The organism is Pseudomonas sp. ANT_J28, assembly GCF_008370005.1.
In the GTDB taxonomy this organism is placed as follows: Bacteria; Pseudomonadota; Gammaproteobacteria; order Pseudomonadales; family Pseudomonadaceae; genus Aquipseudomonas; species Aquipseudomonas frigoris.
This window is the reverse complement of record NZ_VOBM01000033.1, coordinates 59,787-73,892: the sequence shown is the minus strand read 5'-3', so window position 1 is coordinate 73,892 and position 14,106 is coordinate 59,787. Positions and strand designations below refer to the sequence as shown.

Annotated in this window: 10 protein-coding genes; 4 read left to right on the top strand and 6 right to left on the bottom strand. The window is 57.1% G+C overall.

The genetic code is table 11. The features are described 5' to 3' along the window. Positions 1-92 precede the first annotated feature (92 nt). Both FQ187_RS21535 and FQ187_RS21530 read left to right on the top strand, forming a co-directional pair. Positions 93-1,943: a hypothetical protein gene (locus FQ187_RS21535; RefSeq protein ID WP_149631014.1), complete on the top strand. Its 1,851-nt coding sequence runs from the start codon at positions 93-95 to the stop codon at positions 1,941-1,943. A gap of 359 nt (positions 1,944-2,302) precedes the next feature. After that, positions 2,303-4,402 (top strand): autotransporter outer membrane beta-barrel domain-containing protein, encoded by a 2,100-nt coding sequence (locus FQ187_RS21530; RefSeq protein ID WP_256667393.1) that lies wholly within the window; start codon positions 2,303-2,305, stop codon positions 4,400-4,402. Positions 4,403-4,466: 64 nt separating this feature from the next. Here FQ187_RS21530 and FQ187_RS21525 read toward each other — a convergent pair whose 3' ends face one another. The 6 genes from FQ187_RS21525 to FQ187_RS21500 all read right to left on the bottom strand — a co-directional run bounded on the left by FQ187_RS21525 (position 4,467) and on the right by FQ187_RS21500 (position 11,750). After that, a complete protein-coding gene (locus tag FQ187_RS21525; protein WP_149631012.1) occupies positions 4,467-4,967 on the bottom strand; it encodes a hypothetical protein in 501 nt (166 codons plus the stop codon). Between the two features lie 167 nt (positions 4,968-5,134). Continuing rightward, on the bottom strand, positions 5,135-5,752 hold the full coding sequence (locus FQ187_RS21520; protein ID WP_149631011.1) for a LysE family translocator: 618 nt from the start codon (positions 5,750-5,752) through the stop codon (positions 5,135-5,137). 51 nt (positions 5,753-5,803) lie between these two features. Beyond that, the gene (locus tag FQ187_RS21515) at positions 5,804-6,643 is read right to left on the bottom strand and encodes an AraC family transcriptional regulator (protein ID WP_149631010.1); all 840 of its coding nucleotides are present in this window, start codon (positions 6,641-6,643) and stop codon (positions 5,804-5,806) included. Between the two features lie 76 nt (positions 6,644-6,719). Continuing rightward, positions 6,720-7,361 (bottom strand): DUF1345 domain-containing protein, encoded by a 642-nt coding sequence (locus tag FQ187_RS21510; RefSeq protein WP_149631009.1) that lies wholly within the window; start codon positions 7,359-7,361, stop codon positions 6,720-6,722. A gap of 117 nt (positions 7,362-7,478) precedes the next feature. Beyond that, positions 7,479-10,577: an efflux RND transporter permease subunit gene (locus FQ187_RS21505; RefSeq protein ID WP_149631008.1), complete on the bottom strand. Its 3,099-nt coding sequence runs from the start codon at positions 10,575-10,577 to the stop codon at positions 7,479-7,481. Between the two features lie 15 nt (positions 10,578-10,592). Then, on the bottom strand, positions 10,593-11,750 hold the full coding sequence (locus tag FQ187_RS21500; protein WP_149631007.1) for an efflux RND transporter periplasmic adaptor subunit: 1,158 nt from the start codon (positions 11,748-11,750) through the stop codon (positions 10,593-10,595). Positions 11,751-12,016: 266 nt separating this feature from the next. Between FQ187_RS21500 and FQ187_RS21495 the strand changes: the two genes are divergently transcribed. Together FQ187_RS21495 and FQ187_RS21490 are read left to right on the top strand one after the other, a co-directional pair. Then, positions 12,017-12,718: a response regulator transcription factor gene (locus tag FQ187_RS21495; protein WP_008155184.1), complete on the top strand. Its 702-nt coding sequence runs from the start codon at positions 12,017-12,019 to the stop codon at positions 12,716-12,718. 4 nt (positions 12,719-12,722) lie between these two features. After that, positions 12,723-14,024, top strand: coding sequence for an ATP-binding protein (locus tag FQ187_RS21490; RefSeq protein ID WP_149631006.1), 1,302 nt, complete (start codon positions 12,723-12,725; stop codon positions 14,022-14,024). Positions 14,025-14,106: the final 82 nt, after the last annotated feature.

Below are 14,106 nucleotides of genomic sequence, written 5' to 3'. Positions count from 1 at the left end.
AGCGCGACTAGAGGAAAGAACCATGAATTAAGGACAGGAAAGGCCTGTTTTTCGACCGACTCATGATTTTTTGAACCTCAAGCAGAGAGGGCATGAAAAATCGGTGGGTACTTCAGACCTTCCCTAACGATCTCCTATGGCCCGAGGCCCGAAAAAAAGGAGCTCCTGCCTGGGAAAATGTTCTACCTGACCCACATTTTATCGACTTGGGTGAAGTGGCAGGCAGGGACTGGGATGTGCCTTACGAGATTCCGTTGAGCTTCATGAGTGAGGACACCACTCCTGAAACTCCGACCGAGTATGAATTTCGGTACCGCTTGTATGCGGGCGGATCGAACGAGTCGATTTCGACGCCTATCATCACGTACGCGATTGACCGCACACCTCCCTACAAAATAAAGAGTCCAGCTTCAGACCTCACGCCAAAGGCCCCTACGTGGCCGGCAGATCTGGGCCCGAATGACCCGATCGATGAGACGTATCTCGAAGGAAAGCCAGGGATTCTGGTCAAGCCTGCTGTCTCCCCGACCTATCACCAAAGTGACATTTACCGATTCTATTGGGGACCTGCACCTGATCCGGACCGCGACACACCAGTGTTTGAAGGTGCGTTGACGGCGGGGGAAGCTTTGATTCCGGCTGCGGTGTTTAAAAAGGATGAGGGTACAAACCGGCTTATTTATGTCGCGTCAGACCTGCCGGGCAACCGGGGGAAAAGATCAAACCCCAGCCAGCGAACGGTCGTTATTCTGCCTGATCCTAGCGTTATCTTGCCGCCAGTGCTCCCATTGGCAAACGGTCCAAGTGGCGATGGTCTGATCGACCTGGCTGACACTCAATTTGATAGCAAGGGCGTCGAAATCAAGGTAACTGTGCCGACGCCAAACTCTGAGTCCGACACGATTGTTGTTTACTGGGGCGGAAAGCCGATTGCACCGGAACAAAGAGTAGGAACGAATACCGAACTATCGTTCTTTGCCAGTTATGATCTTGTAAAAGAGGTGTATGGCAATACCGATGGCAGCGTGGTAACAGAAGTCAGCTATAAAATGTTCCGCTCGACTCGTGAGATAGCTACGCATAAAGCGAACGTAAATGTGGACGTTTCATTTGTTGGCCCTGATCCAATTCTTGTGGGGCTGGATGCGCCTAAGTTGGAAACGTCAGCGGGTAGAATCGATGAAATTCTCGAAGCGGATTACGGCGATACCGGAATCAATATCACGATTGATCTTTTTGCTGCCCCGCCAACGGAAGAAGGTTGGCTGATCGATGTCTTTTATGATGATGTCAAGATCGGTAATACCATTTTATTGACAACTGGCCAGGAGGGTAAACCCCTTACTATCCCTCTGCCTTGGGCTACGGTGCTTGCACAGCAAAGCGGAACCAAGGTGTTGCGCTATACGCTGTATACGCTAACCGGGGTGAATCCAACGCCCTCCAAGAAAAAAGACATTCCGGTAGAGGCATTCCCAATCACAATGGCTGCGCCGGAAGTCATGTATTTAGGTGGACTTCTTAGAAATATCAGTTGCCCAACCTTGAACTTTCCTGTCATCGGAAATCCAGGTGACGGGACGCCCCGACGAAACCTGACTGTGCGCGTAAGAAAGAATCCGTACACCGTTGACGGAGAGACCATTACTGTGAAGTGGGTGCCGTATGACACTGCAACCATACCCGCTCCCATTCCGGACGCAGACACTACAGCGACCTACCCCATTGTCGGAACATATCCCGATACGGGTGCATTGATTGAAATAGGCGTCTATGCAACGCACTTTAAACCGGCCCATCTCGGAAAAGGCAGGGTTACTTACTCCATTTCTCGGGGTGGTGCCGGTAATAATCCAACGCCGGACTCATTGCCTGCTGAACACGTCGTATTTCTGACAGATAATCAGGGCAAATATTGCGAGGAAACGTTACCTCAAGATTGATTGTAATGACGCGGTGAGCGCGGTGCGCTCGCCGCATCTTTAATGTTTAAAGTCAATTGTCAGGACTTAATCCTGAGGGCTTTTCCAGTCGCAAAACAGGATAAGTCCTACAGAGTTTTGCGAAACGCCCAGCTAATCTAGCGCCCCTCAAATAGCTGACCTGCTCAGAGTGTCAGCATTTAAGTTTTATTTAAGGCAGGTGCCCAATGCGAGGAATTGTTTTACCGAAAGTTATAAATACGAGTGGGTCAACAGCAACGAGCTTATTGCTGCTTTCTCTCTGTAATTCATACGCCAGCGCTGCACCCATTGTTGGGGGGAATGTGACGATTAATGGTGGCGTACCAGAAAGCTGGAGCTTGAGCCAGCAAGCCACTCTGACCGTCAATGGCGCGCAAACACTGGCCATCACGGCTAATAATTCGACTCTCAATGTAAATACGGGTAGCACCACGCAGCAGATTTCGGCCAGCAATGGATCGGTCGTCAATCTGAGTGGCGCTACCGTTTCAGGTGCGGGAGGTCTCGCCGCTGTCCTGCTGACCAATAGCAATGCCACCATCGATAACAGCACCGTTACTGGCAATCGTCTGGGGCTGCAGGCGGTTCGCAATACAGCGACTCAGACCGGTTCCAAGGTTGTCGTGACTGGTAAAAGCACCATCACGGGTGTCCTGGGAGGCGCTTTGGTCAGCGCTCATAGCATTCTGGACGCCAGCGATTCAATCATTCAAGGCACCGGAGCCACGAGTTACGGGCTTCGATTGAGCAGTGGACAAGCCATTGCCCGAGACAGCACTTTTTCTGGCGGACAAGACGGAGTACGTATTGATCTTGATGTGAATGACGCTCAGCCCGCCGTATTGACCCTTGAAAACACCACTGTCCAGGGGAACACCGGTTCGGCGATCGTGGTCGATTTCAACAACGCTTCGACACTGCCTGCGACCATCTCCCTGAACAGCTCCCGCTTGCTGGCAGGCAACGAGATTTTGCTGGATGTGAAAGGCGGTGCCAATGTCTCCATGACCGTCAATGGCAGTACCTTGAATGGGAACATCGTTTCCGAGCAAGGCAGTGCCACACAGCTGGTTCTGCAAAACGACTCGGTTTTGACCGGCCGCCTGGAAAATGTTGCCAGCACCACGATCAATGACTCTTCCCGCTGGGTATTGGTGGGTGACAGCCAGGTTGACACCCTCATCCTCAACCGGGGGGGATCCGTGGTATTTGGGGACACCAATGCTTTCTATCAATTGAATGTGACCGACCTTTCCGGTAACGGTCGATTCGTGATGGGAACGGATTTCAGCACGGGCCGAACCGACGTGCTGAATGTCACCGGAACCGCCACTGGCAATCATGAACTGCTGATCGCCAGCAGCGGCGTGGATCCAGCCACCGGCCAGCCTATTCGTGTGGTTCAAACCGCAGGTGGCGATGCAAGCTTTTCTCTGGTGAACGGAGCGGTTGAACTTGGGACATTTTCTTACGGTCTGGCGAAAAGCGGTAATGACTGGATACTCGATCCAAGCACGCGAACAGTGAGTCCTGGCGCACGTTCTGTACTTGCACTCTTCAATACCGCATCGACCGTTTGGCTGGGCGAACTGACCTCATTACGCACGCGCATGGGGGAGCTGCGTTTCAATGGCGGCCAAGCAGGCGCGTGGGGGCGTACCTATGCCAACAAGTACAATATCTCCGATGGCTCAGGTGTCGGTTATCAACAAACCCAGCAAGGTTTCACCCTGGGTGCGGATGCGGCGCTTCCTCTCGGAGACGGCCAATGGTTAGTGGGAGTGATGGCGGGTCAAAGTCAATCTGATCTCAATCTCAATGCCGGCACTTCAGGCAGCGTGGACAGTTACTACGTGGGCACCTATGTCACCTGGTTAGACACTCAGACAGGCTATTACTTTGACGGTGTGTTGAAGGCGAACCGCTTCCGTAATGATGCGAAAGTGGCGTTGAGCGATGGTACCCGGGCCAAGGGAGACTATGACAACTCGGGGCTGGGTGGTTCTGTCGAGTTCGGCAAACACATCAACTTCGACAATGGCAATTTCCTTGAACCCTTCACTCAATGGTCAGCTGTGGTCATCCAGGGCAAGGATTTTTCCCTGAGCAACGACCTGCAAGCTGAAGGGGATCGCACACGTTCGTTTATCGGGAAGGTCGGCGCTACTGCTGGCCGAAATATCGAGCTGGGGCAAGGACGTGTGGTACAGCCGTACCTTCGCGCCGCATGGGCTCATGAATTCGCAAAAAGTAATGAGGTGCAAGTCAATAACAACGTTTTCAACAATGACCTGTCAGGTTCCCGCGCGGAGTTAGGCGCTGGCATCGCTGTAGCAATGACAAATAATCTCAACATGCATGCGGACTTCCAGTACAGCAGCGGTCAAAACATAGAACAACCTTACGGTATCAATTTCGGTCTTCGTTATAGGTGGTAAAAAGTCTGCGAAAGCAAATTAAAAAGGAAGCAACTGCTTCCTTTTTATTTTTCAGATCAAACAGTTACGCCGCTAGCGTTCGACCGCGAGGTTGGTGAAATGTGGCAAAGGCTCCTTTTGCTGAAAAGATCACATCAAGTGTCAGCTGTTTAGAGACATCATCGTCATGATTCTCGACGATAACCTTTCTCAGTGCCCCGGAAAAAATCCCTGTAGTCTCATCAAGTTCAAGATCGGCTGTTCCCGAGATCTGGGTATAAATAACCGATTTGGCTGGGTCGCTGTTATCGGCGAATGTCACGCGTACTTGATGTGAATCCGGCTTAAGTTCGTAGGACTTATTTTCCAATCCCTTGGAAAACGAAAGGATGAGTTCTTTTGTCGTGTATTCCGGCTGTGGCTCGCGTTGCCGGGCAAACATGACGTAAGCCTCGCCATGAGGCAGTGGGAAAGTGCGCTCCGATAGTTCCACCAGGCCTGCGCTGAATGGTTCTCTGCCGTTTATTGTCCCGGCACAATTACCAGCACCCACGGCCTGTCTGAGTTTCTGCGTGATCATGTTCATCAATACGGTCTCCATAGTCATGACAAGGTATCCCGCTATTAAAGAAACGTCCGGGATGAGGTATAAAACCGCCATTGGGCGTCGCTGTAAACTGTCAGACTTGACAGTTTACATAGTCCTATTAATGTGATTGTTATCTGGTCGTTTGGAGCGAAAGGAAAGTTTTATTAACCGATCCATACACTTAGCCACGTCGATCCTGCCAGTAATAAACCCATGGACCGATTAAAGTTCCGCAGGGCTTTAGATGAATGGAGCAACTGTTTGACCCTCGATCCCAGAATCGCCCAGGCAGACATGCAAGGTAGAGCTATGCCGAAAAAAATAAAACTCAAATACAGGACGTGGTTCAGCCGATTGGCACCGTTGTCGGGGAATACGCTGACGACCGCCATGGCCATCATCCACGTTTTCGGGTTCACCCATTGCAGGCTTGCGGCGGTCAACAGACCTGGGCGCTTTTGATTGCCGGATACATCGGGATCGAAGGTATCGGTCGCAGAGTGGTAAATCTGCCAGGCCAGGTAGCTCAACCAGGTAACACCCAGCCACTGCATGGCGTATTGCAACAAGGGAATCTGTTTCAGGGATTCACCCAAACCATAACCTACTAGCAGGACGATGGCTGCAGCGCTGGCGCAGGCACCAAAGATGATAGGCAAAGTAGCCTTGAAGCCATACCGGGCGCTATTACTCAGCACCAGAATATTGGTTGGCCCCGGCGTAATGGAGGCGATGAAAGCGAACAGCAAAAATGGCAGCAGCGTGGGAAAGGTGGACAACATGGCAGCGGACTCCGTGAATAATCTCTGGAGCTGATCCTCACAAAGTCCGGGTCATGCGTCTGGAAGATTTGAGCAGCGCTTGCGATACAGCGCCGGCGTCAAACCATAAGCCCGAACAAACCAGCGGCCCAGGTGGCTCTGATCGGCAAACCCCAGTTCTATCGCCACTGTCGCCGGTTGCTCGCCACGGGCCAGCATTCGCCGGGCGGTCGCCAGGCGCAATTGCACGAGGTAGGCGTGGGGTGCCATGCCATAAGCGGCCTTGAAGGCGCGTGTCAGGCGGAAGCGGTCAACGCCTGTTGCGACAGCCAGTTGGTCGAGGCCGATGTCGTTTTGGGCGTTGGCGTGCAGGTACTCCCGTGCCTTCTGCGCCACCAGCGGCAGGCGCGGATCCTCGCCATAGCGGGCGCGCCAGTGCAGGTGACTGGTCAGGCGTTCGAGCAAACCGTCGAGGGCGGTCTGGCGGACGATTTTCAGCTCAACGTGATGCAGGGTTTGAAACGCCAGGCTGGTGGCGTGGGCGAGCCGCGAGTCGCTGGCCAGGGTGTTGGCGAAACTCAATTGACTGTTGTCGGGGGCATTTTCGAAGACTGCACTGAGTTCACGTTTCAGCCACTGCGGGTCGAGGTACAGCATGCGGTAGGTGAAACCGTCTTCGGTCGACGCTTCACCGTCGTGGATGTCACCCGGCTCGAGCAGAAACACCTTGCCCGGCGTGCTTTGGTGCTTTACTCGCCGACAGTGAAACTGCTGAACCCCTTGTTCGGTGACGCCCACCAGATAGCTGTCATGCCAGTGCGGGTCGTAGGCATGTCCTTCGAAATGCGCGCGCAGGGTCTCGATGCCGGTGTCGGCGTCCTGGGCCAGGTCGATCCAGTTGTGAGTCGTCATGCTGCACCTGTGAGACGGATAGCCGACTTATTTAACGCCTGCGCCGAGGGCGATGACTAGAACGTTTGTGCAGGGATCAGTTGAACAGTCCCGCCGCGATGTTGATCGAGAACCCGAGAATGGCCGTGTTGAACAGAAAGCCGATAAGGGACTGCGCCAGGACAATCTTGCGCAAATCCCGAGTCGCCACGCCAACATCGGACGTTTGGACCGCCGCGCTGATGGTGAAAGAAAAATACAGGAAGTCCCAGTAATTGGGCGTTGTCAGGCCTTCAGCAAAACGCAGTGCCGGGTCTTTGCCGCCCCAGGTGTAGAACAGACGGGCGTAGTGCACGCTGAAAATCACCCCGATCAGCAGCCATGAACCGATCACCGTCAATGCGGTAAAACCGTAATGAAGCAGCTTGCGCGTGGTTTCCAGGTCCTTGCTGCCGGCCAGCTCGAAGGTGATGGTCGCCAGGCTGGCAATTGCGGCGACGCATACAACAAACAGCACCAAGCCGGCGTTTTCGTCTTCGACCTCGGCAATGCGTTTCACATCTGGCGCTTTGGCGCGCGCGGTGAGCCAGAGCATCAGGACCAGGTAAGTCCAGACGCCGGCGTTCCAGCCGAAGAGGATTTTGCTGATGATCGAGTCGGCTGGGGCCAGAATGCCCACCGCGACGCCGAGCGCGGCGGCGGAAGAGAGGCGAGGGTGGGTGCGGGCGAGGAAGGGCATGGAAACTCGATGCGTCAGGGCTTTGCAAACACCTTAGCCCAGCGCAGTCCTGAAACCAATGAGATCAAAATGTGGGAGCGGCGGTGCGGCGATCCCACATTAGAAATGTGTTGTTGGTTAGATACCCTTATGTCTCTTTCGCACCAACTTCATCACCACCACAAAAAACACCGGCACAAACACCACCGCCAGCGTCGCCGTGATCATCCCGCCAATCACCCCGGTGCCGATGGCTTGCTGACTGGCCGAACTGGCCCCGGTGGCAATCGCCAACGGCACCACGCCGAGGATGAACGCCAGCGACGTCATCACAATCGGCCGCAGTCGCAGACGTGCGGCTTGCAACGTGGCATCGATCAGGTCATGGCCTTCGTCATACAGGCTCTTGGCGAATTCGATGATCAGGATCGCGTTCTTCGCCGACAGACCGATGATGGTGATCAGCCCGACCTTGAAGAACACGTCGTTGGGCATTCCGCGCAAGGTTACGGCCAGTACCGCGCCGAGCACGCCGAGCGGCACCACCAGCAGCACCGAGGTCGGAATCGACCAACTCTCATACAGCGCCGCCAGACACAGAAACACGATCAATAGCGACAGCCCGAGCAGGATCGGAGCCTGACTGCCGGATAACCGTTCCTGCAGCGACAACCCGGTCCATTCCTGCCCCAATCCCGCCGGGCCAAGTGCAACCAGCCGTTCGACTTCGGCCATGGCTTCACCGGTGCTGTGACCGGGCGACGGTTCACCGGAAATGCTGATCGCCGGGTAGCCGTTGTAGCGAGTCAATTGCGCCGGGCCCTGAGTCCATTTGGCCTGGACGAAGGCCGACAAGGGCACCATTTTCCCGGCGCTGTTGCGCACGTGAATCTTCAGCAGATCAGCCACCTGACTGCGCTGATCGCCTTCAGCCTGAACCACCACACGCTGCATCCGCCCCTGATTGGGGAAGTCGTTGATGTAGGCCGAACCGACGGCAGTGGACAGCACATTGCCAATGTCGGCAAAGGACACGCCCAGCGCGTTGGCCTGTTTGCGGTCGACTTCCAGTTGCACCTGCGGCGCCTCGGCCAGGGCGCTTTCGCGCACGTTCATCAGGATCGGACTTTTCTCGGCGGCAGCGAGCAATTCACTACGCGCCTGCATCAACGTGGCATGGCCAAGACCGCCACGGTCCTGCAAGCGGAACTCGAAACCGCTGGAAGTGCCAAGGCCATCCACCGGCGGCGGCAGTACCGCAAACGCTACGGCGTCCTTGATCTGGCTCAACGCGATGTTGGCGCGATCGGCAATGGAACTGGCTGAGTCGTCGCTACCCCGATCAGACCAGTCCTTGAGCGTGGTAAACGCCAACGCGGCATTCTGCCCGCTACCGGAAAAACTGAAGCCGAGAATCACCGTGCTGTCGCCGACGCCGGGTTCAGTGGCGTTGTGGGCTTCGATCTGCTCGACCACCTGCACTGTTCGGTTCTTGCTTGCACCCGGCGGCAGTTGAATGTCGGTGATGGTGTAACCCTGATCCTCCACCGGCAGGAACGAGGAGGGCAGTCGACTGAAGCACACGCCCAATCCGATCAGCAGTACGCCGTAGATCAGCAGGTAACGTCCAGTGCGTTTCAGGGCATAGGCGACCCAGCCCTTATAACGCTCGGTCAGTTGCTCGAAACGCCGGTTGAACCAGCCGAAGAACCCGCGCTTCTCGTGGTGCTCACCCTTGGCAATCGGCTTGAGCAACGTTGCGCACAGTGCTGGGGTCAAGGTCAGGGCGAGGAACGCCGAGAACAGTATCGAAGTCGCCATCGACAAAGAGAATTGCCGGTAAATCACCCCGACCGAACCCTGCATGAATGCCATCGGAATGAACACCGCAACCAGCACCAGCGTGATACCGATGATCGCCCCGGTGATCTGCTTCATCGCCTTGCGCGTTGCCTCTTTGGGCGACAGGCCCTCGGTGGCCATGATCCGCTCGACGTTTTCCACCACCACAATCGCGTCATCCACCAGGATACCGATGGCCAGCACCATGCCGAACATGGTCAGCACGTTGATCGAAAACCCGAGCGCCAACATGGTCGCAAAGGTGCCCATCAGCGCCACCGGCACCACCAGAGTCGGAATCAATGTGTAGCGGATGTTTTGCAGGAACAGGAACATCACCGCGAACACCAGCAACATCGCCTCGCCAAGTGTGTAAACCACCTTGGTGATCGAGACTTTGACGAAGGGCGAGGTGTCGTACGGAATCTTGTATTCCACGCCAGCCGGGAAGTAGCGCGCCAGTTCGTCCATCTTCGCCCGCACCAGCGTGGCAGTGCTCAAGGCATTGGCGCCCGGTGCCAACTGCACGCTGACGGCGGTCGACGGTTTGCCGTTGAGGCGGGTGGAGAACTGATATTCCTGACTGCCGATCTCGACGCGCGCCACATCTTTGATGCGCACAGTTGAGCCATCGGGATTGGCTTTCAGGACGATGTCGGCGAATTCTTCCGGTGTCGACAACTGGCCTTTGACCAGAATGGTCGCGGTGATTTCCTGAGTGGTGCGGGTCGGCAAATCGCCGATGCTGCCGGCCGACACTTGCGCGTTCTGCGCGACGATGGCGGCGTTGACGTCGGCCGGGGTCAGGTTGAAACCGATCAGTTTCTGCGGGTCGATCCAGATTCGCATCGCCCGTTCGGCACCGTACAGCTGCGCCTTGCCGACGCCGTCCAGACGCTTGATCTCGTTCATCACGTTGCGCGCCAGGTAATCGCTGAGCGCCACGTCGTCGAGCTTGCCGTCGCTGGAGGTAAGGGTGATCAGCAGCAGGAAACCTGCGGAAACTTTCTCTACCTGCAAGCCCTGCTGCGTTACCGCTTGAGGCAGGCGCGACTCGACCACTTTCAGACGGTTTTGCACATCGACCTGAGCCATTTCCGGGTCAGTGCCCGGCTGGAACGTCGCGGTGATGGTGGCACTGCCGAGGCTGCTCTGGGATTCGAAATACAGCAGATGGTCCGCGCCGTTGAGTTCTTCCTCGATCAGGCTGACCACGCTTTCGTCCACGGTTTGCGCCGAAGCACCGGGGTACACGGCGTAGATTTCGACTTTCGGCGGCGCGACGTTGGGGTATTGCGCCACCGGCAACTGTGGAATGGCCAAGGCGCCGGCCAACAGGATGAACAGGGCAACCACCCAGGCGAACACCGGGCGATCGATAAAGAACTGCGGCATAAAGAAGCGTCCTGCTTACTGACCAGAAGCCTGGGCAAGTGGAAGAGGGGTGTCGTCGATCTGCACTTTTTCACCGGGACGGGCGTGTTGCAGGCCTTCGGTGACGATGCGATCACCGGGCTTGAGCCCGGCGGTGACGATCCAGCGATCGTTCTGCACGGCGCCCAGTTCGACCGGTTGCTGGCCGATCCGCTGTTCGGCGTCGAGCAACAGCACCTGGGCGATGCCGGCGCTGTCACGCTGGATGGCCCGTTGCGGCACGCTGATGCCTTGCTGATTGACCGCTTGCTCCAGACGTACGCGAACGAAGCTGCCCGGCAGCAAGTCGAGGTCCGGGTTGGGGAACTCGCTGCGCAGAATGATCTGACCGGTGCCGGGGTCGACGGTGATGTCGGCGAACAGCAACTTGCCGGGCAACGGATATAGGCTGCCGTCGTCCTGGATCAGCGTGGCTTTGGCCTGGTCCTGACCGACCTGCTGCAACTGGCCGGAACGGAACGCCCGGCGCAGGTCGTTGAGTTCGCGGGTCGATTGGGTAAGGTCGGCGTGGATCGGGTTCAGTTGCTGAATCAATGCCAGCGGTGTGGTTTCGTTCTGCCCGACCAGTGCGCCTTCGGTCACCAACGCGCGGCCGATGCGCCCGGAGATCGGCGCCGTGACCGTGGCGTAACCCAGGTTGAGTTTCGCCCGCTCCACGGCGGCTTTGTTCGCGGCGACGTCGGCAGCGGTTTGCCGGGCACTGGCCCGGGCGTTGTCATAATCCTGGCCGCTGATGGCATTGCCTTCGATCAACTGCGCGTAACGCTGCTCTTGTAGTTTCGCCTGGAAGGCATTGGCTTCAGCCTTGCGCAGCGCCGCTTCGGCACTGTCCAGGTCAGCCTTGAACGGCGCCGGGTCGATACGGAACAACACTTCGCCTTTTTTCACATCACTGCCTTCACGGAAAGCCCTTTGCAACACCACGCCGGCAACCCGGGCGCGGACTTCGGCAATGCGTGGCGCGGCAATCCGCCCGCTCAGTTCACTGGTGATCGACAGGGGGCTGGCTTGGATGGTTTCGATGCGAACCGTGGCCAGAGGCGCCTGTTCTTCGGCCGTCGAGGCCTTGTCACAAGCGCTCAGCGTCATCGCCAGTGCAATCAGGCTGAGCCTGGCAAGCAGATTCTTTGACATGTAATACCCCAATAATGACCCCCAGCATCCTACGGGGAGACGACGAGGGTAGCGGTGAAGCTTTGTAGGCGCTGTGTGAAATTGTGTAAGGGTTTTACTCAGGCACGGGCGAGGGCGTATATCCTTGGCGACTTGATTTTTTCTGCGACTGTTATGCCGCTATCGCGAGCAAGCTCGCTCCCACATTTGAAATGCATTCCCCTGTGGGAGCGAGCTTGCTCGCGATAGCGGTGTATCAGGCGCTACAGCACCTTCTGGAAACACCCATGCCCAACATCCTCCTGGTCGAAGACGACACCGCGCTCTCCGAATTGATTGCCAGTTACCTGGAACGCAACGGCTATAGCGTCAGCGTGATCAGCCGTGGTGACCATGTGCGCGAACGTGCGCGGGTCAATCCGCCGGACCTGGTGATCCTCGACCTGATGCTGCCGGGGCTCGATGGCCTGCAAGTCTGCCGCTTGCTGCGCGCCGATTCGGCCACGTTGCCGATCCTGATGCTCACCGCCCGCGACGACAGTCACGATCAGGTGCTGGGTCTGGAAATGGGCGCCGACGACTACGTCACCAAACCCTGCGAACCGCGCGTGTTGCTGGCCCGGGTGCGGACGTTGTTGCGGCGCAGCAGCCTGACTGAACCGCAGACGGCCAACGACCGCATTCTGATGGGCAATCTGTGCATCGACCTGTCCGAGCGCACCGTGACTTGGCGCGAGCAATTGGTCGAACTGTCCAGCGGCGAATACAACCTGCTGGTGGTACTCGCTCGGCATGCCGGCGAAGTGCTCAGTCGCGACCAGATTCTGCAACGCTTGCGCGGCATCGAGTTCAATGGCACCGACCGCTCGGTGGACGTGGCGATTTCCAAGCTGCGGCGCAAGTTCGACGACCACGCCGGCGAGGCGCGCAAGATCAAGACCGTGTGGGGCAAGGGTTACCTGTTCAGCCGTTCCGAGTGGGAATGCTGAGTCGATGTTCAGAATCCTGTTTCGCCTGTACCTGGTGACCATCGTTTCGTACAGCGCGGCGATCTATCTGGTGCCTGACGTGGTGATCAAGGTCTTCCAGGAGCGGTTTGTCACCTACAACCTCGATTACTCGCGGGGGCTGCAAACCCTCATCGTCAAACAGTTTCACGCGGTGCCTGAGGAACAATGGCCGGCCTTGGCCGCGGAGATGGACAAGGAGTTCAAGCCGCTGCACATCGTCTTGACCGTTAACGACGATGCCGATTTCACCCCTGATGAGCGCAAGCGTCTGCAGCGTGGCGAGAACGTCGTGCGCATTGGCGACTGGGGCTGGCGCACCCTGGCGGTGGCGCCGCTGAACGAGCGGACCGTGGTGGAAATGGTCGTGCCGCCGGACCCGATGGACGTCAGCCTGTTGTACTGGAGCATCAACGTGCTGATCGGCGCGACGATGCTCGCTTGCCTGTTGCTGTGGCTGCGCCCGCACTGGCGCGACCTGGAGCGCCTCAAAGGTACCGCTGAACGTTTCGGCAAGGGCCACTTGAGCGAGCGCACACAGATTTCCAAAAGCTCCAACATCGGTAGCCTGGCCAACGTCTTCGACACCATGGCTGGCGATATCGAGAACCTGCTCAACCAGCAGCGCGACCTGCTCAATGCGGTCTCTCACGAATTGCGCACGCCCCTGACACGACTGGATTTCGGCCTGGCGCTGGCGTTATCCGACGATTTGCCCGCCGCCAGCCGCGAGCGTCTGCAAGGTCTGGTCGCGCACATTCGCGAGCTCGATGAGTTGGTACTGGAACTGTTGTCCTACAGCCGCCTGCAAAACCCGGCGCGGCTGCCGGAGCGGGTCGAGGTGTCGCTGGATGAGTTTATCGACAGCATCCTTGGCAGCGTCGACGAAGAACTGGAATCCCCGGACATCGTTATCGATGTGCTCCTGCACGGACAACTTGAACGCTTCGCCCTCGACCCAAGGCTGACTGCCCGCGCTATTCAGAACCTGCTGCGCAATGCGATGCGCTACTGCGAAAAACGCATTCAGATTGGTGTAGGAGTGTGTGCCAAGGGGGCTGAAATCTGGGTGGACGATGACGGGATCGGTATTCCGGATGAAGAGCGTGAGCGGATTTTCGAACCGTTCTATCGGCTGGATCGCAGTCGGGATCGGGCCACGGGAGGCTTCGGTCTGGGGTTGGCAATCAGTCGGCGGGCGCTGGAAGCCCAGGGTGGAACACTGACTGTGGAACCGTCGCCATTGGGCGGCGCACGGTTCCGTTTGTGGCTGCCCACCTCAACCTGACGCATTTTTTGTAGCAGCTGCCGAGCCCGCGAGGCTGCGTTCGAGCCGGGGTCGCGCTCGACCGAAGTCCTCGCCAACCCGA